General features: G+C 73.7%; 15 protein-coding genes. 2 read left to right on the top strand and 13 right to left on the bottom strand.

Annotated elements, in window-relative coordinates:
* Nucleotides 1–21: 21 nt before the first annotated feature.
* Entirely contained in the window at nucleotides 22–690 is a 669-nt protein-coding gene (locus tag BJ992_RS23925; protein ID WP_184984632.1) for a TetR/AcrR family transcriptional regulator, read from the top strand.
* Between the two features lie 26 nt (nucleotides 691–716).
* On the opposite strand, the gene BJ992_RS23920 is transcribed toward BJ992_RS23925, so the two are convergent.
* From BJ992_RS23920 to BJ992_RS23885, 8 genes are read right to left on the bottom strand one after another with little or no spacing between them, the layout of a single operon-like run.
* Nucleotides 717–1,217, bottom strand: coding sequence for a flavin reductase (locus tag BJ992_RS23920; RefSeq protein WP_184984630.1), 501 nt, complete (start codon nucleotides 1,215–1,217; stop codon nucleotides 717–719).
* Entirely contained in the window at nucleotides 1,214–2,290 is a 1,077-nt protein-coding gene (locus BJ992_RS23915; RefSeq protein WP_184984628.1) for an alpha/beta hydrolase family protein, read from the bottom strand. The genes BJ992_RS23920 and BJ992_RS23915 overlap by 4 nt, the downstream gene beginning before the upstream one ends.
* Nucleotides 2,287–3,099 carry a 2-oxo acid dehydrogenase subunit E2 gene (locus tag BJ992_RS23910; protein ID WP_184984626.1) on the bottom strand — a complete coding sequence of 271 codons (813 nt, stop codon included), beginning with the start codon at nucleotides 3,097–3,099 and terminating at the stop codon, nucleotides 2,287–2,289. Before BJ992_RS23910 ends, BJ992_RS23915 begins: the two co-directional genes overlap by 4 nt.
* Nucleotides 3,096–3,323 carry an acyl carrier protein gene (locus BJ992_RS23905; protein WP_184984624.1) on the bottom strand — a complete coding sequence of 76 codons (228 nt, stop codon included), beginning with the start codon at nucleotides 3,321–3,323 and terminating at the stop codon, nucleotides 3,096–3,098. The genes BJ992_RS23910 and BJ992_RS23905 overlap by 4 nt, the downstream gene beginning before the upstream one ends.
* Nucleotides 3,320–5,233 (bottom strand): HAD-IIIC family phosphatase, encoded by a 1,914-nt coding sequence (locus BJ992_RS23900; RefSeq protein WP_221474952.1) that lies wholly within the window; start codon nucleotides 5,231–5,233, stop codon nucleotides 3,320–3,322. Before BJ992_RS23900 ends, BJ992_RS23905 begins: the two co-directional genes overlap by 4 nt.
* Nucleotides 5,230–6,273 (bottom strand): 3-oxoacyl-ACP synthase III family protein, encoded by a 1,044-nt coding sequence (locus tag BJ992_RS23895; protein ID WP_184984622.1) that lies wholly within the window; start codon nucleotides 6,271–6,273, stop codon nucleotides 5,230–5,232. Before BJ992_RS23895 ends, BJ992_RS23900 begins: the two co-directional genes overlap by 4 nt.
* A gap of 29 nt (nucleotides 6,274–6,302) precedes the next feature.
* Nucleotides 6,303–6,707 carry an allene oxide cyclase barrel-like domain-containing protein gene (locus tag BJ992_RS23890; protein ID WP_184984620.1) on the bottom strand — a complete coding sequence of 135 codons (405 nt, stop codon included), beginning with the start codon at nucleotides 6,705–6,707 and terminating at the stop codon, nucleotides 6,303–6,305.
* Nucleotides 6,708–6,731: 24 nt separating this feature from the next.
* Nucleotides 6,732–9,356: an RHS repeat protein gene (locus BJ992_RS23885; protein WP_184984618.1), complete on the bottom strand. Its 2,625-nt coding sequence runs from the start codon at nucleotides 9,354–9,356 to the stop codon at nucleotides 6,732–6,734.
* Nucleotides 9,357–9,588: 232 nt separating this feature from the next.
* Here BJ992_RS23885 and BJ992_RS23880 point away from each other — a divergent pair, with 232 nt between their 5' ends.
* Nucleotides 9,589–12,312 carry an ATP-binding protein gene (locus tag BJ992_RS23880; RefSeq protein ID WP_184984616.1) on the top strand — a complete coding sequence of 908 codons (2,724 nt, stop codon included), beginning with the start codon at nucleotides 9,589–9,591 and terminating at the stop codon, nucleotides 12,310–12,312.
* On the opposite strand, the gene BJ992_RS23875 is transcribed toward BJ992_RS23880, so the two are convergent.
* From BJ992_RS23875 to BJ992_RS23855, 5 genes are all read right to left on the bottom strand, one after another.
* Entirely contained in the window at nucleotides 12,256–12,975 is a 720-nt protein-coding gene (locus tag BJ992_RS23875; RefSeq protein ID WP_184984614.1) for a 4'-phosphopantetheinyl transferase superfamily protein, read from the bottom strand. The two genes, BJ992_RS23880 and BJ992_RS23875, sit on opposite strands and share 57 nt — an antisense overlap.
* The gene (locus BJ992_RS23870) at nucleotides 12,972–13,697 is read right to left on the bottom strand and encodes a thioesterase II family protein (protein ID WP_343072824.1); all 726 of its coding nucleotides are present in this window, start codon (nucleotides 13,695–13,697) and stop codon (nucleotides 12,972–12,974) included. The genes BJ992_RS23875 and BJ992_RS23870 overlap by 4 nt, the downstream gene beginning before the upstream one ends.
* A gap of 2 nt (nucleotides 13,698–13,699) precedes the next feature.
* Nucleotides 13,700–14,467 carry an AfsR/SARP family transcriptional regulator gene (locus tag BJ992_RS23865; RefSeq protein ID WP_184984612.1) on the bottom strand — a complete coding sequence of 256 codons (768 nt, stop codon included), beginning with the start codon at nucleotides 14,465–14,467 and terminating at the stop codon, nucleotides 13,700–13,702.
* 164 nt (nucleotides 14,468–14,631) lie between these two features.
* Nucleotides 14,632–15,288, bottom strand: a complete 657-nt coding sequence (locus tag BJ992_RS23860; RefSeq protein ID WP_184984609.1) for a M15 family metallopeptidase — start codon at nucleotides 15,286–15,288, stop codon at nucleotides 14,632–14,634.
* Nucleotides 15,289–15,366: 78 nt separating this feature from the next.
* Nucleotides 15,367–18,369, bottom strand: a complete 3,003-nt coding sequence (locus tag BJ992_RS23855; RefSeq protein WP_184984607.1) for an AfsR/SARP family transcriptional regulator — start codon at nucleotides 18,367–18,369, stop codon at nucleotides 15,367–15,369.
* Between the last annotated feature and the right edge of the window lie 62 nt (nucleotides 18,370–18,431).

Raw genomic sequence — 18,431 nt, 5'->3', positions numbered from 1 at the left:
TTAGGACGGTAGCATGGCGAAATGAGCGTTGGCGAGACCGAGAAGAAGACACCGCCGCCGGCCGACCGCGGGAGGCTCGACAAGCGCCGGGCCATCCTGGAGGCGGCGCTCCGCGTCTTCTCGCGGGTCGGCTACACGCAGGCGAGCCTCGACATGATCGCCACCGAGGCGGGGGTGGCCAAGCCCACCATCTACAACCACCTCGGCTCCAAGGAGAACCTGTTCCGCCACGTGATGACCGACACCGCGGCGCGGTCCAACGCCAAGAGCCTCGCGGCCCTGGAGTCGTTCCCCGGCGACGACGAGGCCTTGCGCACCGGCCTCGAGGAGGTCGCGCACAAACTGGTCGCCTGCTACGTCGACGAGAGCTCGCAGGCCGTGCGCCGCCTGCTGTACGCCGAGGCCGTGCGCTTCCCCGACCTGCTCGACGCCGTGCGCGCCAGCGGCCCCGACCAGTTCATCGAGGCCCTCGCCGGCCGCCTCGCGCGCCTCGCCAACGCCGGCCACCTGCGCATCGAGGACCCGGTACGGGCCGCCAACCAGTTCATCGCGCTGGTCTACGAGGAGCTGCCGACCTACGGCGGATCCCGGCCCCTCGACTCCGGCGAGCTCTCCGACGTCGTCGTCGCCGGCGTGGACACGTTCCTGCGGGCCTTCGGCACCGGCCGCACGGATCGCACAGGGAAGTGACGCGGCCGGCCGGGGGCCCCGCGGCGTCACCTGCTGAGCCGGCCGTAGGCGCCGCGGAAGAACAGCAGCGGGTCCCCGTCCGCCTCGGCGTCCAGCCGGTGCACCCGCGCCACCACGATGTCGTGGTCCCCGGCCGGGTGCTCGGCCTCCACCGAGCACTCCAGCCAGGCCAGCGCGCCGTCCAGGATCGGCGCGCCGCCGGGTGAGGTCACCCACGGCATGCCGCGGAACTTGTCGCTGCCGGTCACCGCGAGCCGTACCGCCGCCTCGCGCTGCTCGAACCCGAGGATCGTGATGCCGATCAGCGGCGCCGTGCGGATCCGCGGCCAGCTCGTGCTGGTGCGCGCCACGCAGAACGACACCAGCGGCGGCACCAGTGACACCGAGCAGAACGAGTTCGCCGCGAGCCCCGCGCGCCGGCCGTCGTCGTCGAGGGCCGCCACCGCCACCACGCCGGTGGCGAACCGGCCGAGCACGTTGCGCAGGCACCGGGTGCCGTCCGCCAGGTTCAGCTCCACCCCGTTCACGCCGCTCGCCTCCGTCGCAGCCTGGCGAACTCGCGGGTGAGCGCGATCCGCTGGTCCCGGTACCCGCCGTGCATCCGCAGCACCGACAGCAGCGTCCACAGCCGGGTCAGCGCGAAATGCGACGGCGCGCCGTGCACGTCGTCGTGGGCCAGCAGCCGCAGCCGGCCGACCCGTTCGGCCAGCAGCGCCGCGTCCGCCGGCGGGATGATCTCGTCGCGCAGGCTCGTCACGTGCGCGACCGGCACTCCGGGGGCCGACAGCTCCTCAGGCGTCAGGGCCCAGTCGCGCATCAGCGGGTAGACCTTCGCCGCGTCCACGCCGGTCAGGTGGGCCAGGGTGCCGGTGGTGATCCGCGGCACCCGCCGTTGCCACCCGGTGTCGGTGAAGAAGTGCCGCACCGGGGTCCCCGCGCCGACGACGCCGGCGATCCTGCCGTCACGCGCGGCGGCGCGCAGCGCCAGGTGGCCGCTGAAGCTCAGCGCCAGCAGGTAGGACCGCGCCGTGTCGGCCCGTCCCTCCACCGCGTCGAGGATCGCGGGGAACACCTGCCAGGCGTCCACGTCGTACGGCACGGTGTTCTCGCCGACCCCCGGCATCTCGGTGACCACCCCCGCGAAGCCGAGCGCGTCGAGCTGCGGCAGCACCGGGGCCCACTGCTCCTTCACCGAGATGATGCCGCCGGTCATGACCAGCAGCGGCCGGGGCCGCGGCGCGTCCAGGCCGATCGTCCAGCAGCGCACCCGGCCGCGCGGCAGCTCGACGTCCAGCGCGTGGATCGCGGGGAACCCCGCGCGCCAGCGGCCGAACGTCTCGCGGCACCGTTCCATGGCCTCCTGGCGCGCCGGGCCGTCCACGAAGGGGAACCGCGCCATGGTGTAGTGCGCGGACGCCTCCAGCAGCCGTCCCTCGTCCGCGATCCGCGCCGCCTCGTCGCTCCACTCGCGGGCCCACGACCCCGGCCCCTCGCCGTCGTGCCGCACCCGGTCGAGGACCGCGGTGTAGCGCTCGGGGGCCATGCCCTGCGACCGCGCGTGCGCCACCACGAAGTTCTTCAGTTCCGCGACGTCGTTCATACGCTCTCCAGTGCCTGTTTGACCTCGGTCAGCACGTCCGCGGCCTCCGCGCCGTCGATCACCCGGTGGTCGAAGGACAGGCTGAGCCGCATCACCGGCGCCACCGCCGGCGCGCCGTCCCGTACGACGACGCGGTCGGTGATCCGGCCGACGCCGAAGGTCGTGGTCGTGCCGCCGACCGAGTGGAACGCGTCGACGGCGCGGTGGCCGAGCGAGGTGACCGCGAAGGTTCCGGTCAGGTGGGGCCGCAGCACCAGGGAACGCGCCGCCTTGCGGAACCGCGCGCGTCCGGTGAGCCACGGCGCCTGGTGCAGCCGCCGCACCCCCGCGAAGTCCGGCAGCGTCTCGGGGTCGCCGTCCCGCACCCGCGCCAGATGGGCCTGCACGTCGGCGAGCGCCGCCTCGTGCAGGCCGGGGATGACGGCGCCGAGCACCACCCGCTGACCGCCGAGCGTGCGGTCCAGGGCCACCTTGCCGTTGACGAACGGGTAGCGCGCGATCCTCGGCCGCACCCGGCCCGCGATGGCCGCGTTGGCGTCCGGGTGCCTGGCGAGCACACGGCCCGCCGCGTGCAGCACGTACGCGGTGATCGAGTACCGCAGGCCTTCGCTTTCGCTCGCGGCGGCGCGGTGCGCGAGCACGCGGCTCATGTCCACCTCGGTGTCGAGGAACACGGGGGAGAAGTCGCGGATCACTTCGAGGAAGAACAGCGTGTGCCTGCGCTCGCGCGGCGGCGCGGCCTCCCCGGCGGCCCGCGCCGTCCCCGTACGCGGGCTCGTGATGGTGCGCAGCGCGCTCACGACGCTCATGACGCCGTGGCCAGCCGGTACACGGCTTCGAGGCTCGGCGCCTCCAGCACCTTGGCGAGGCTCAGTGAACGGCCGGTCTCGCGTTCCAGGATCGTGCACAGCGTGAGCAGATGCACCGAGTCCCACGAGTCCACGGCGTCCAGGTCCTTCGCCAGTTCGTCGGCGGTGACGGCCAGGGCCATCTCGTCGCGCAGCAGGGTGACGAAACGGTCAACGGTGATCATGGCGTGTCCTGTTCTGCGGTGGTGGCGTGGAGCCCGGGGTCCCCGAAGTCGGCGGTCAGGCGCACATGCGCCACCGGCGGCGGAGGTCCGGCGAGCACGTGACGGAACTCGGCGCCGTCCGGGCCGTCCCGCACCGTCTCGAACCCGTTCCCCGGGTAGAAGGCCGCGACCTTGCCGTTCCTGGCGGTGGGCCGGTACGACGCGCGCACCTGCCTGGCGCCGGACTCGCCGGCGTGCCGCAGCACCGCGCCGAGCACGGCCTGCTCGATGCCGCGCGAGAACACCCGGCAGCTCAGCAGGAAGTTGTCGATGCGGAGCGTGTCGCCGTCCCGCCGCAGGAACACCGCGCCGACCAGGCCGTTGTCGCCGAACCTGTCGGAGGAGGCGATGGTCAGCACCCGCGCGCCGGGGTCGGCGGCGAGGGCCGCCACGTCGGCGGGCTGCAACCGGCGGGTGGTCAGGTTGAACTGGTTGGTGCGCAGCGTGATCTGCGAAACCCTGGCGAACCGTTCCGGGGTGGCGGGTGCGAGCCGCACCTCGACACCGAGCTCGTTCAGGTAGTCCTCAAGGGAGTCGAACGTCGTGAGGAAGTCCTGGCGGGTCCGCTCCTCGCGGTAACGCGCCGGACGGGCCACGTCGTCCTCGGTGAGCCGCGGCACGTCGAACCACCCGTCGCGCAGCAGCCGTTCGACGTGCAGAGCCGGCTCCTCGGTCACCCGCACCACCGCGACCCCCGGCAGCTCACGGCGCACCAGGCCGCACTCGAAGGCGCTGTCGTCGGCGAAGACGAAGCTGTCGGTGCCGAGGTTGAGGTCCTTCGCCAGCTCGGCCAGGTTGTCGTGCTTGGGCCGCCAGTTGGCCCGCACCTGCACGAAGTCCTCCTCGCGCAGCAGCATGCCGGGGTGTTCGCGCAGCGTCCTCAGCACAGGTTCGGCGTCGTTCTTGCTGACCGCCGCCAGCAGCACCCCCTGCGTGCCGATCTGCTTCACGACCTTCTGGAACCGCAGGAACGCCTCACCTCGGTACCCCTCGCCGGCCTCGATCCCCTCCGGCCCGACCTCGCCGAGCACGCCACCCCACACCGTCTCGTCCAGGTCCAGCACCAGGCACTTCTTGGCCAGGCCGTACGCCTGCCGCGCCACATGGCCGGTCTCGCGCGCGTACGCGGCGAGCAGAGCGTCCGACAGGCCCGCCTTGGCGTACACGCTCTGCCGCGGCTCACGCGCCGGCACCCCCTCGGCGATGAGCGGATCGAGGTCCACGACGACCACCTCGGGCCGCGAAAGGCGCAGCAGCCGCGCGTTGGCCTCACGCCACACCGCGCCGAGCCGCGCGCGTTCCCGCAGGTCCACGAGCTGACCGGTCAGCTCTCTCGGCAGCGGCAAGGTGTTGAGCACCAGCGTGGCGCCGCGCGCCGTGGCGGCGAACACCTCCGCGAGCCGCTCCACCAGCGTGACCTTCTCGTCCAGGATCCGCCGCACGTCCCCGGCCCGCCACGGCGGCGCCGGCTCGCCGGTCACCAGCGCCGGGTCCAGCACGCACAGCGCGAACGCGGGCCCCGTGGCGGCGGCGAGCCCGGCGTACAAGGCGCTGCCGGGGTCGCCGAGCTCGAAGACCCACGAGCCGAAGTCCGACGGCGTGACCCGCGCCAGCAGGCCGTGCCGCGCGAACTCCGCGGTCAGCGCCGGTCCGAGCGCGGCCAGTGTGCCGTTCCCGGTCACCCGGACGACCGGGGCCGGGGTCGCGGGATGCGCGGCCAGCACCTCGGCGGGATCCAGCCGCGCCAGGTGCCGGCCGGCCCGCAGCAGCGCCGCGTCGTCCCCGTCCAGCTCCGCGAGCAGCCCCCGCACGGCCGGCCACTCGGCGGCGAGCCTGCCTTCCTGGTGCAGCGTCGTCAGGGGGCCGCTCACGCCGCGTCCCCTCCGTCACCCTCCAGCGCGAACCCCGCTTTGATCCACTTGCTGGACTCGATGGACACCCCGGCCGCGCGCCGGCCCCCCGCGAGCAGCGGCAGCGCCTGCTCCAGTTGCAGGAACACGATCGCGTTGCCGCAGTTGCCGGCCTCGTCCACGCAGGAGACCTCACGCGCCTCAGGCAGCCCCAGCCGCTCGGTGATGAGCCGCGTCATCCGGCCCGACAACTGCGGCGGCAGCAGCAGGTCGACGTCGCCGTCCTTCCAGCCGGTCCGCTCCAGCAGTTCCCGCAGCACCTCCCCGGTCATCTCCGGCACGTGCCGCTCGATCGCCTTGTAGTCCTCGGTCGCCGCCGGCCGATCGGTGTCCCGGTCCGCAGGCGCGTACCACTCCAGTACCGCGCCGGGTTCCCTGCCGAGTCCCACCAGGCGGGTGAACAGGGTCCGCACCGTCGCCGAGCCCGGCCCCGGTCCGGCCGACAGCACGGCCGCGCCTGCCGCGTCGCCGAACAGCACGTAGTTGACGAGTTCCTGCGGCGCGGCCGCGCGCAGGTCCCGGTGGACGTCCCAGAACCGCGCGACGACGTCACCGCCGAGCACGAGCACCGTCCGCGCGTCCCCCGCGAGCAGGATGTGCCGCGCCACGTCCAGCGCCTGCACCGCACCCGAGCAGCCCGACTGGAGCTGGAACGAGCGGACCTGGTCGATGCCGAGCCGGTCCGCCACGACGTTCACCGTCGCCGGCATCAGCTTGTCGGGGGTGGCGGTGGCCAGCACCACGGCGTCCACCTCGGCAGGCGCGACCCCCGCCGCGGCGAGGGCCTTGCCGCCGGCGTCGGAGGCGAGCTCGGCCAGCGTCGAGGTGACCGTCCCCGACGCCAGGTCCAGGGCCAGGTGCCGTGACCTGGTCCCGATGAACACGTCGACCCACTGCTCCCACAGCGCGTCCATCCCGAACCGGCCGGCCAGCGCCGCGTTGTCCACGGCGGCACCGGGCAACGACGAGGCGGCCGACAGTATGTGCACGTCACGGGGCATGAGCGTCCCTTCTCAAGGCGGCGGCGCTGTCAGTCGGACAGCAGGATGCGCGCCTCCGCGGACGCGCGGACCCCGGTCATCCGCCACTTGCGGAACCCGGTCAGCCCCTCGTACCTCCCGCCGGTGCCGGTGGCGGGGTAGAAGACCCACTCGCTGGTGCGCACGTCGTTGAAGTCGGCCCAGCCCTCGGCGTGGATCGTGCCGTCCTCCAGGGTGATGTCCTCGGTGTAGTACGTCATGAGGCCTCCGTCGCCGGGCCGGACGTACTCGATGCGGAACGAGCCGTGCGACGTGCCGATCAGCTTGCCTGCCTCGTCGAACAGCTCGTCGTCGAAGGTGCCGGTCTGACCGATCTGCGGGTCGGGGACGTTCACGTCGTCGACCACCTTGACCACGATCTCCTTGGGGACGCGAACCACGACCTGGTCGGCCATGGGTTCTCCTCTCTTCGCGGTGTCTTAGGAATGGAGCGGGAAACGACGCGGGGACGCACCGGTGATCAGGGGAAGGCGGTCCGGCGCCACGCCGGGTGCCGCGGAGCGTCCCGGCTCCGGCGGCGCGCCGTCCGCCGGTTCCGGTGGCGTGGGGAAGAACGCGGCGGTGACGCGCTCAGGCGGCCCGGCGAGCGCCGTCCAGAGGCCGGCGCGGGTCCACGTCCCGGCGTTGACCGGGTCGTTGTCGCCGAAGGTGTACGGAGCGTAGGCCTGTCCGGTGGGGTCCGGCTGGGTGAACCGGCCCCATCGGCCGTTGTAGAGGTGGTCGTCGAGGACATAGGCGCTGCGCAGGAGCTGGTAGGCGCCGCGGAACCGGAAGGGGTTCGCGGCGGCGGCGTCACCGGTCGCGGTGACCGCGCCGTGCGGGGTGTACCGGTACCGCGCGGCGATCTCGCCTTTCTCGTCGACGAGCGCGAGCACCGAGCCGTGCTGGTCGGTCACGGCCCAGTGGTGCCGGCCCGCCGAGGTCACCACGGCGAGCAGCGCGCCGTCCGGCGTGCGCACGAATCCGGTGGCCACCCCGTCGTCGAGCACGCGGATCGCGCCGAGCTCCGACCAGGTCAGCACATGGGTGACGGTGCGGCCGTCCACCGTGGTCTCGGTGATCCGGCGCGGCGTGCGCTGGTCCAGCCCGTCGTAGGCGACGTCCACGACCTTCTGGCCGCCGAAGACGCCGGTGACGGTCTGGCCGGTGGCGCTGTAGGTGAACGAACCGGTGGGGTTGACCTCCTCGGCGAAGTGCCCCGCGCCGTCGTAGGTGAACTCCGTCTCGCCGAACAACGTCACCTGGCCCGCCGCGTTCACCGTGAACCGGACGTCGCCGAGTCGCACCAGGTTGTGCGCCGCGTCGTACTCGTAGGTGACGTCACCGGCACGGGCCAGCCGCTTCAGCCCGTCGTAGGCGTACTCGGTGACCTCGCCGTCCACCACGGCGCGCAGCAGCACGTCATGGTCCGCACCGGCCGTGCCGTAGCCGTACTCGGCCGACAGCGGCGTGCCGCCGGGCCCCGTGACGGTCAGCCCCGTGCGGCGGCCCGACGCGTCGTAGGTGATCTTCTGGATCGCCGCGCCGAGATCGACCTCGGTGACCCGGCCGGCCGCGTCGTGGGTGAACCTCGCGACCTGTCCACCCGGCGCGGTGACCGTCGCGAGCCGTCCCGCCGGGTCGTAGGCGTAGCGCGTGGTCTCCTCGGCCCTGGTCAGCGCGGTGAGCGTGGTGAGCGCGGTGAGCTCGCCGTCCGGGCCGTACTCGTAGCGCACCTCCTCGGCCGGTTCCCCCGGCGCGGTGCGCACCGCGCGCGTGAGCCTGTTCCCGCGCGCGGTGCGGGTCCAGCGGTACTCCTGCGACCAGCCGGGGCCCGACCGGCGGCTCACCCGGCCGAGCGCGTCGTACGACAGCGACACCAGCACGTCCCCGGAGTCCTCGTCGGTCACCTCCGTCAGCCGTCCGGCCGCGTCGTGCCGGTACCCGGTGCGGCGGCCGTCACCGGCGGTGACCCCGGTGACGCGCGACAGCCGGTCGTACCGGTAGCGGACGGCCCCGAGCGGTTCCGGCGGTGTGACCGTGACCAGGTTCCCCGCGTCGTCGTAGGCGTACGTCGTGGTGGCGCCGTTGCCGTCGGTGCGCGCGGCGAGGCGTCCGTGCACGGGCTCGTAGGCGCGGGTCTCCAGCGGCTCCGCGCGTCCCGGCGCATCGATGCGCACCGGACGGCCCGCCGTGTCGTGAGAGAGGCGCACCTCGGCACCCGCCGGGTCGCGCAGGGCCGTCGGCAGCCCGGGGACGGCGCCGTACCCGGCGGACACGCGTGCCGACGTCGGCAGCCGCAGCCCCGTGAGGTTCCCCGCGTCGTCGTACTCGTAGGCGGTGCGCCGGCCGAGCGGATCGATGGACGACGTCAGCAGGTCACGGTCGTCCCACTCCCAGCGCCACACGTCCCGCGCGGGCCCGGCCACGCCGATGAGCCGTCCGCGCACGTCGAACCGGTGGACCGTGACGCGTCCCCCGGCGTCGGTCACCGACGTGCCTCCCTCGGCGTAGCCGAAGGCCAGCCGTCCCGCGCCGCCGTCACCGCGCCACTCCACGCGCGTGACGGCGTGCCGCGCGTCGTAGGCGAACTCCAGTGAGCCACCGGCCGGGTCGCCGAGGCCGGTGAGCCGGCCGTCGTCGTCCCACGTGAACGTGTACGGGTGGCCGGCCGCGTCGGTGTGCCGCACCAGCCGGCCCCGCCGGTCGTAGGTGAGCGCGGCGGCCTGCGCGCCGAGCGGGTCCACGATCTTGGTGATCAGGCCGTCCTCGTCGCCGTGCAGCGTGACCACCCGGCCCTGGTCGTCCACGAGCACCGACGGCTCGCTGCCTTCCGGCGCGGCCGGGGCGACCAGGCGCCATCCGGCGCCGACCCCGGCACGCAGCCGCGACCGGCTCCGGTACTCCCGCAGCAGCCGCACGGGCCGGCCCGCCGAGGCGTACACCAGGTCCAGGTGCCGCACCGCCAGCTCGCCGCCGTCCAGGCCGACCAGCACCTCGAGCAGGTCGCCGACGGGTACGCGCCGCACGGCTCGGCGTTCGTGGACGTCGCGGAGCGTGGGCACGGCGGTCGACTCCTCGGCTCGGTGACCTGCGTTCCGTCCTCGGGGGGCAGAGGACTGAGGATCATCGTCGGACCGGCCCCTAAAGCTGGACTTAACGCTCCAGGCCCTGTTCACCGCGCTCCAAGCTCCCCGCCGCCGGATTCCCGCGCATCCACCCCTGAGTACCGACGTGTTGTGAAGGTAAATTAGGTAGGCGCATGCGACCCGGCGACCAGGGGAGGCACTTGCGAAGATGACCGTCACCACTCTGCACAACGAGTCCGGACGGGCCACCGTCGTCCGGAGCTCCGAATACGACCGCCTGGCACAGCTCGCCGCCTCCGCGCGCGAGCGGTGCGGCGCCGTCGCCGAGTTGACCGGCGACCCCGGCACCGGCAAGACATGGCTGCTCACCACCCTGGCCGAGCAGGTACGCCGCGAAGGCGGCACCGTGCTTCGTGGACGCTGCGCCGAAGCCGAGGCCGAAGCGCCGTTCCACCCGTTGCTGCACGCCTTCGGAACCTGGCGCGGCGAGGGCGGCAGGATCGTGCCGGAGGCCGCGGCCCTGCTCGACACGCTCGGCGCGACCACCTGCACCGGCGCGATGTCGTTCGCGGAACGCCGCCGGTTCCACGGCGCCGTGCGCACCGCGCTCGCCGGCTGCCTCGGCGCCGCACCGGGCCAGACCCTCCTGCTGCTGCTCGACGACTTCCACTGGGCCGACCCGTCCTCGGTGCACCTGGTGGAGACCCTGATGCGCCGTCCCCTGGAAGGGGCCCTCACTCTCGTCGTCGCGTACCGGCCCCGGCAGGTCCCCCTGCGGCTGCGTTCGGTGCTCGAACACGGCGCCGAGCTCGGCACCGTCGGATCGGTACGGCTCGGGCCGCTTCCCCTCACCGAGTCGGCGGCCCTGCTCGGCGACCTCGTCACCGCCGACGTGCGGCGGCTGCACGAACAGGGGACAGGCAACCCGCTCTACATGACCGCGCTCGCCGTGCCGGGCGGCGGCCCGGACGACACGGGCCCCTGGTCGCACGGCGGCCTCGGCGCGCGGCTGCTCGTGGAGACCGAACTGCTGCCGGCCCGGACCCGCACCGTGCTGCACGCGGCGGCCGTGCTCGGCGACGTCTTCGACATGGAGTCCGCCGCCGAGGTCGCGCAGCTCGACCGCGCCGAGACGTGCCGGCTGCTCAGCGACCTGCGCACCCGCGACCTCGTCCGGTACGCCGGCACCGACCCCGGCGCGCTGACGTTCCGGCATCCACTGGTGCGGCGCGCCGTGTACGAGACCATCGACTCCTGCTGGCGCGCCTCCGCGCACCGCCGCGCCTTGGACCACCTGGCACGGACCGCCGCGTCCGCGACCCGGCTCGCCTGGCACGCCGAGCGGTCCGGCGCCGAGACCCGGCCCTCCGACGCCGGCGTGCTGGCCGCCGCGGCGCACGACGCGCTGCACGCCGGCCACCCCGCCGAGGCGGCGCACTGGGTCGGCGCGACCCTGCGGCTGCGCCGCGCCACCGCCGGCGACACCACGCCGGAACCGGGGTTGTGGCAACCCGTCGCACGCGCCTTCGCGGCCACAGGCGACGCCGCCGGCCTCCGGCGTCTCGGCCGCGACGTCCTCGGCGGCCGGCAGGACCCGCGGGCCCGCGCCGAGGCGGTGGCGTTCCTGTCCACCGCGATGGCCGCGGTGGGTCACGGCGAGGACGCGCTCGGCGTCATCGCCGCCGAACTGAACGGCGCGCACGGCGCCGACCCCGTCACCCGCACGCTGCTGCTCGGCCAGGCGCAGCTCGTCAAGGTGATCGGCGGCGCGATACCGGCCCGTACCGACGTCGAGGCGCTGGCCCGCAACGCCGGCTACGAAGACCCGGTGACCCGCGGCGGCAGGCTGGCGCTGCTCGGCATGTGCGCCGCGATCACCGGCGACACCCGCGACGCCGAGACCCCGCTGCGCCAGGCCGCGCACGCGCTCGTCCCCGGCGGCCCCATCCGGCCCGCCACTCCGCGCGAGGCCGCGCACCTGCTGGTGCTGAGCTGGGCCGAAGCCATGATGGGCTGGTACGAGGACGGCCGCGCGCACGCCGGACACGCACTGACCGCCTCACGTGAACGCGGCGACGTCCACATGCTCCCCATGCTGCTCAACACCCTCGGCTACACGCTCTACCACCTCGGCCGCACCGCCGACGCGCTCAGCGCCACCCTGGAGGCCAGAGCCACCGCCGACCGGACCGGCCGTCCCGACCAGGGGGGCCTCGCCGACGCGGTGACCGCCGCCGCCTGGGCCATCCAGGGCCGTCCCACCATGGCCCGCTACGCGCCGCCACACCCGGTGTCGCCGTCGATCGTCTCACGCACGCCGCTCAACGCGTTGCTGTTCGCCGAGGCCGCGCTCGCCGGCGGCGACCCCCAGCGGGTCGTCGCGCTGCTCCTCCCCGACGGCGACGTCAAGGTCAGTGAACCGGTTCCCGTGCTCGCCGCCAGGTGCTACGAACTGCTCGCCGCCGCGTGCCTGCGCACCGGCGCGGAGACCGGCGATCGTATCGAGGAGTGGGCCGTACGCGCGCAGCGCGCCGCCGCCGCCGTCGGCCTGCCGGAGGCCGGCGGACACGCCTCGCTGGCCCGCGGTCACGCGCACAGCCGCGCGCAGCGGTGGGACCAGGCGGTCCGCAGTTACGAAGACGCACTCGGCCTGCTCGGCGACACCGGCCCCGCCGCGGCACGGGCCCGCGACCACCTGCGTTCCGCGACCCGAGGCGGCGTGCAGGGTTCGCCGGGCGGACTCGCCGACCTCACCGTGCGCGAACGCCAGGTCGCCGACCTCGCGGGGGAGGGCCTCAAGACCAAGGACATCGCCGGCCGCCTGCGCATCAGCCCCCGCACCGTGGACGTCCACCTGACCCGCGTCTACACCAAACTAGGCGTGGGCTCCCGCGCGGCCCTGGCCCGCCTCCTCGCCGGCACCCCGGGCTGACACCTCCGGCCGGACGCGCCACGCGGGGACCGTGACCACCGTGGCCAGCAACCCCGAGCCGGCCCCCCACCGGCCGCTGAAGTACCGCGGTTCCCGGCCGCCGGTCACGGCCGTCCGCGCGAGGAACGTCCCGGTGCCGGGGTCGAACTCGACGGACGCGTCGGGGAAGTCCAGCCGGCGGCCGGTCAGCGGGAACCACGCCTTGTACACCGCCTCCTTGGCGCTGAACAGCAGCCGGTCCCACCGCACCCCGGGAATCCGCTCGAGCAGGTCGTCGACGTGCCGTTGTTCGCGCGGTGACGCGATGGCCCGCAGGATCCCCGGCGGCACCGGTTCACCGGGCTCGGCGTCGATGCCGATCGACGCCGCGTGCCGCCGCAAGGACACGGCCGCCGCGCGCAGCCCCGCGCAGTGCGTCATGCTGCCGACGACCCCCGGCGGCCACAGCGGCGCGCCTCTCGGCCCCGGCAGCAGTGGACGCCGTTCCACCCCGAGTTCACGCAGCGCCGCTCGCGCGCAGTGCCGCACCGTGGTGAACTCGCGGCGGCGCGCGTCCACCGCTCCGCGTACGACCGCCGCCTCCTGCGGGTACAGCCACGCGTCCGCCGGGTCCTCACCGGTCTCCACGGCCACCACCCACGGCGGCAGCAACTCCCTGATCACGACACGGCCCGGGGGAGCAGCCCCGCGACGACATCGGCCACCTCACGCAGACGCTCGGCGACGAAGAAATGGCCGCCGGGGAACACCCGCAACGTGAACCCACCCGTGGTGTGATGCCGCCACGCGTCCACGTCCTCGACCGGCGCCTCGGCGTCGCCGTCCCCCGCGAGCCCCACCACAGGACACGGCACCGCACCCGGCGTGTCCCGGTACGCCGCCAGAGCCCGGTGGTCGGCACGCAGCGCCGGCAGCACCATCTCCAGCACGTCGGGGTCGGCGAGCCGCGCCGCGTCCGTGCCGCCGAGCGCACGCACCTTGGCCACCAGCTCCACGTCGTCCAGGTGCTCGGCCGGCCGCCGCCGCGACGGCGCGCGCCGTCCCGACACCACCAGCACGTCCGGCGGCGTCGTGAGCCGCAGTGCCACCTCGTACGCCAGCGACGCACCCATGCTGTGACCGAGCAGGACACGCGGCCGGGACGCCGGGCCGAGCTCCTCGGCGATCAGGCCGGCCATCACGTGCAGGTCCTCCAGCGCGGCCTCCTTGTACCGGTCCTGCCGTCCCGGGTACTGCACGGCGAGCACCTCGGCCGCCGGCGCGAGCAGCGCCGACAACGGGAACCAGTACGCCGCCGCGCCACCCGCGTGCGGGAGGCACACCACCTCCGCCGCCGCGTCCGGGCCCGGATGGAACCGCCGCACCCACGTCGGCCCGCCAGGCACGGTCAGCTCGCCGCGGGCAGATCGAGAAGGTCGTCCGACGTCAGGATCGCGTGATGCAGCCGCCGCAGCGAACGGCACGGCTGCACCCCGAGCTCCATCCTCAGCACCTGGTGCGCCGACCGGTACACCGCAAGCGCGTCCGCCTGCCGCTCCGACCGGTACAGCGCGACCATCAGGTGCCGGTAGAGCGACTCACGCAGCGGATACTGCGCGATCAGCGTGTTCAACGGCCCGATCACCTCACGGTGGCGGCCGAGCGCGTTGCGCGCCTCGATCGACAACTCCAGGCAGTCCAGCCGCTCGGTCTCGACCCACGCCGCGAACGCGCTCAGCACCGGCCCCTCCGCGAGGTCCTCGAGCACCGGCCCCCGCAGCAACGCCAGCCCCTTCTCGAACTCCGCCAGCGCCTCGGCGTACCGTCCCGCCTGCAGGTGCAGCCGGCCGTGCTGGACGGCCCGCTGGAACTCCGCCACGTCGTACCCGGCCCCCTGCAGCCGCAACACGTACCCCGGGGCCTTGGTGACGATGGCCGCGCGTTCCCCGGCCGCCGCCAGGAACTTGCGTAACTGCGAGATGTACACATGTAACGCCGCCGAGGCGCAGCGAGGCGGATGCTCCCCCCACAGTTCCTCGACGATCTGTTCCTTGGTGGTGACCCGTTCCGCTCTCACGAGCAGTGTGGCCAGCGTCATCTCCATCTTGGGAGCGCTCAGCGCATGGAACTCCCGTCCATCGAAAACCCGGAGCGGCCCCAGCAGTTCGTAACGCATCTGCACCTCGTGCGACTGGTATGGACGACAACTCCGCTCACGCGAGAGCCGTACTCCCCACCCTGTTGGGCCCATGGAAGCCGCACATCAGAGAAATTACCTACATAAAGGTAATCAGCATGTTTCGCGGCTTTCGCCGCGCCGGGAACCGCCAGGTCACCGGCTCACCCCTCGAAGGCCGCCGGTCCGTAACGCGCGTGCGCGGCCCCCTCGACGAAAGCCCAGTAACGATCACCGTACGACCAGTGCCACCATTCCGCCGGATGATTGACGAACCCCGCGGCCGTCAACGCGGAGGCAAGCATCCGCCGGTTGGCCCACGCCTCCTCCGAAGCCAGCGGCGACCTCGTGAACCGCGGGTCGACGTATTCCGGCGGCGTGGCGTGCACCTCCGTCCCCATCGGCATCTCGGTGCCGTCCACGGTGCACAACGTGACGTCCACGGCGCCGCCGGACACGTGCGGCGCCACGTCCGGCGGTGAGACGAACCTCCCCGCCTCGGCGCGCAACCGCTTCTCCGTCCACCCCGGACGCGCGCGCCGCATCCTCGCCACACGATTGGCGAAGTGGCTCTCCTGCAGCGCGTACGGCCGGTACCCCTCCACCAGCAGCAGCATCAGGCCGCGGGGGAGCCGCGCCTGCGCCTCCGTCAGCCGGTCGGCGACGCTCAGCCTGACATGCGCGTACGCACCCGTGAGGTCGGCCAGCCGTGAATCCACCCGGATGACCTTCTCGTGCCTGAGGTCGACAAGCGGCTCGCCACACTCCTTCACCGGAACGGCGGCGATACGCGGGTCGGACAGAAGCACGTGCTGCGCCATAGGGGCCACTCCATGAGGCTGTCGGCGGATGATCGTCGCAGCATGGACCGGGCCCCTGGAATTTCTCTGTAATCCCGCTTACAGCGTCATCTCGCCGTACTCCCGCGACCCGTGCGACCGGAACGTCTCCACGGCCGCCGTTCTGGCCCGCGCCGCCGCCGCGGCGTCGCCGAGCGACTCGTGCACCTCGGCCAGGTCGCGCAGCGTACGCGCGCGGAACAACGCGGCCCCCAGCCGTTCCCAGATCAGCAGCGACTCCTCCAGCCGCTCCCCGGCCCGCAGGAACCTCCCCTCCGCCAGGTGCAGCTCGCCGAGCGTACGCAAGGTGCACGCCACCCCGAACGAGTCGTGCAGCGTCCGCAGCACCGTGAGCGACTCACGCAACGGCGGCCCCGCCTCCTCGAACCTCCCCTGACGCAGCAGGGCCTTGGCCAGCGCGCGCACACAGTACGCCTCCATCATGCGGTCGTCGGCCGCCTGGAAGATCCCAAGAGCCCGACGCGCCAGCTCCTCGGCCGCCGTCCACTCACCCCTGGCCCGGTGGTACAGCGACATGCTGCGCAGCGTCAGCCCCCGGCCGCGCCGCGACCCCGCCGCCGTGAACAGCGCCAGCGCGTCCCGCAGGTCGTCCCACGCCGCCGGATACTCCCCCGTCTCCAGCCGCACCGTACCGGCCAGCCGCCGCACATGACCGAGCGCCGAGGCGTCGCCGAGCCCCGTCAGCAGCTCCCTGGCCCGGTCGAGGAAATGCAGCGCCTCCGGCAGGTACCCCTGCTCCCGGCACGCCGCGCCGAGCGACGCCAGTGTGGCCCCCTCACCACGGACGTCCTTGGCGGCACGGAACATCGACAACGCCTGACTGAGATAGGCCCGCGACTCGGCGAACATGTCACGCTCGTAGTGCAGCTGACCGAGCCCCGCCAGCAGCGTCGCCTCCCCGTGCGCGTTCTCCATGCGCCGCACCGCCGACAACGCCGCCTCGTGCGTACGGCGCCAGCTCGCGAACGGGTCGTCGAAGACGTACTGATGACCACCGAACACCGTGCACGACAACGCCGTGGTCAGCTCGACGGCCAGCTCGTCCAGGCCGGCCCCCGCCGCCAGCTCCACCCCCGCGATCAGCGCCTCCTGCTCCACCCGGAACCACACCCGTGGCGCCGCCACCACCTGCGCCGCGACCCGCTCGTCCACCGGGCACGCCAGCCGGTACGACGCCGGCACCGAGATCAGGTACGGTGGCGCCGCCTCGTCGACCCGCTCCACCAGCCAGATCCACCCGCCGAGCACCCGCGCCACCACCGCGTTCCGCTCGGCCGCGCCGTCCTCCACGACGGCACGTTCCTTCGCGAACAGCCGGATCAGGTCGTGCATCCGGTACCGCAGCTGACCCGCCGGATCCACCCCCTCGACGTCCACCAGCGACACGTCCACCAGGTGCTCGAGGACCCGTTCCGCCTCGTCCAGATCGGTGTCCAGCGCCGACGCCGCCACCCACGCGGGGAACGAGGGCAACCCCAGCAACCCGAGCCGCCGCAGCGCCGTCCGCGCCGCCGAGGGCAGCAACGCGTAGCTGAGGCTCATACCGGCACGCACCTGCTGGTCGCCGACGGTCAGCTCGTCCAGCCGGCGCTTCTCGTCGTCCAGCCGGCCGAGCAGCCGCGCCAGCGGCCACCGGCGGCGCGACGCCAGCCGCGCACCCGCGATCCGCACCGCCAGCGGCAACCCCCCGCACAACCCGACGATGCCGTCCGCGGCTCCCCGCTCCGCCGCCACCCGCTCCGGTCCCGCGATACGTATGAACAATTCCATCGCCGTGTCATGCGGCAGCACACCGAGCTCGGCGAACACGGCCCCCGCGAGCCCCACCAGCCGGTAGCGCGACGTGATGAGCACCGCGCACCCCGACCCGCCGGGCAGCAACGGCCGTACCTGCGCCTCGGTCGCCGCGTCCTCCAGTACCACCAGCTTGCGCCGGCCCGCCATCAGCGTCCGGTAACGGCCCGCGCGTTCCTCCAGCGTCGCCGGCGGCCGTGCCGTACCGGGGTCCAGCTCACGCAACACCCTCCCGAGCACCTCCTCGGGTCCCGCAGGCGCGTCACTGGTCCCTCGCAGGTCGACATAAAGCTGACCGTCGGGAAAGTCCCCCGCCACCTCGTGCGCCACCCGCAGCGCCAGCGCCGACTTCCCCATGCCGCCGGCCCCCGACACCACGCAGATCGGCATCGCGTCCGGCCTGGTCAGCGCCGTGCGCAGCGACGCCACCTCGTCCTGCCTGCCGACGAAGTCCGGCGGCGGGGGAGGAAGCTGCCGCGGCCCGCGGCCCCGCGGCGGGCCCGGCAACGCCGGATCGGACCGCAGGATCGCCTCGTGCGCCTGCCGCAGCTCCACCCCCGGCTCGACCCCGAGCTCCTCGACCAGCACCCGCCGGCCTTCCCGGTACACCGCCAGCGCGTCCGCCTGCCGATCCGCGCGGTACAACGCCACCATCAGGTCCCGCCGCAGCCGCTCCCGCGCCGGATACGCCGCCACCAGCGCCGCCAGCTCGTCCAGCAGCCGCTCCTCCTCCCCGAGCGCCAGGTCCGCCGCGACGCGCTCCTCGACCACCGTGAGCCGCAGTTCCTCCAGCCGCGCCGCCTCGGCCCGCAGGAAACTGTCCCCGATCCCCCCGAGCGCCGCGCCTCGCCACAGCCCGAGCGCCGCACGCAACCGATCCCGGCCCTCGGCATGCCGCGCCTCCACCACATCCCGCCGGCCCTCGGCCACCAGCCGCTCGAACACCCGCAGGTCGATCGCCTCCACCGGCACCTGTGCCACGTACCCGGCACGATGCGACACGATCACCCCCGTCACCCCCACCTCTTCGAGCGACCGCCGCAACGAAGCCACATACGTCTGCACCACAGCCCGCGCCGTAGCCGGGAAATACGACCCCCACACCGCCTCGATCAGCCGCTCCACCGCCACGACCCGCCCCGCCTCCAGCAGCAACGCCGTCAGCAGAGCCCGAGGCTTGGCCCCTCCGAGCCGCGCCTGCCGCCCCCCGTTCCACACCTCGACCGGTCCGAGCAGCCGGAACTCCATACCCCACCCTCCGCGTCGACACCGGCGACCACCGGCAACGGCTCCACACGAACGCCAAAGCG

This window comes from Sphaerisporangium rubeum, assembly GCF_014207705.1.
In the GTDB taxonomy this organism is placed as follows: domain Bacteria; phylum Actinomycetota; class Actinomycetes; order Streptosporangiales; family Streptosporangiaceae; genus Sphaerisporangium; species Sphaerisporangium rubeum.
Note: the sequence above shows the minus strand (reverse complement) of the source record. Positions and strands in the feature narration are given on the sequence as shown.

What these genes read in the sequence shown, in the direction of transcription:
- BJ992_RS23895 (WP_184984622.1), bottom strand. Translation starts at nt 6,273, where the DNA reads ATGCCCCGTGACGTGCACATACTGTCGGCCGCCTCGTCGTTGCCCGGT.
- BJ992_RS23910 (WP_184984626.1), bottom strand. Translation starts at nt 3,099, where the DNA reads ATGAGCGTCGTGAGCGCGCTGCGCACCATCACGAGCCCGCGTACGGGG.
- BJ992_RS23890 (WP_184984620.1), bottom strand. Translation starts at nt 6,707, where the DNA reads ATGGCCGACCAGGTCGTGGTTCGCGTCCCCAAGGAGATCGTGGTCAAG.
- BJ992_RS23925 (WP_184984632.1), top strand. Translation starts at nt 22, where the DNA reads ATGAGCGTTGGCGAGACCGAGAAGAAGACACCGCCGCCGGCCGACCGC.
- BJ992_RS23860 (WP_184984609.1), bottom strand. Translation starts at nt 15,288, where the DNA reads ATGGCGCAGCACGTGCTTCTGTCCGACCCGCGTATCGCCGCCGTTCCG.
- BJ992_RS23915 (WP_184984628.1), bottom strand. Translation starts at nt 2,290, where the DNA reads ATGAACGACGTCGCGGAACTGAAGAACTTCGTGGTGGCGCACGCGCGG.
- BJ992_RS23880 (WP_184984616.1), top strand. Translation starts at nt 9,589, where the DNA reads ATGACCGTCACCACTCTGCACAACGAGTCCGGACGGGCCACCGTCGTC.
- BJ992_RS23855 (WP_184984607.1), bottom strand. Translation starts at nt 18,369, where the DNA reads ATGGAGTTCCGGCTGCTCGGACCGGTCGAGGTGTGGAACGGGGGGCGG.
- BJ992_RS23905 (WP_184984624.1), bottom strand. Translation starts at nt 3,323, where the DNA reads ATGATCACCGTTGACCGTTTCGTCACCCTGCTGCGCGACGAGATGGCC.
- BJ992_RS23865 (WP_184984612.1), bottom strand. Translation starts at nt 14,467, where the DNA reads ATGCGTTACGAACTGCTGGGGCCGCTCCGGGTTTTCGATGGACGGGAG.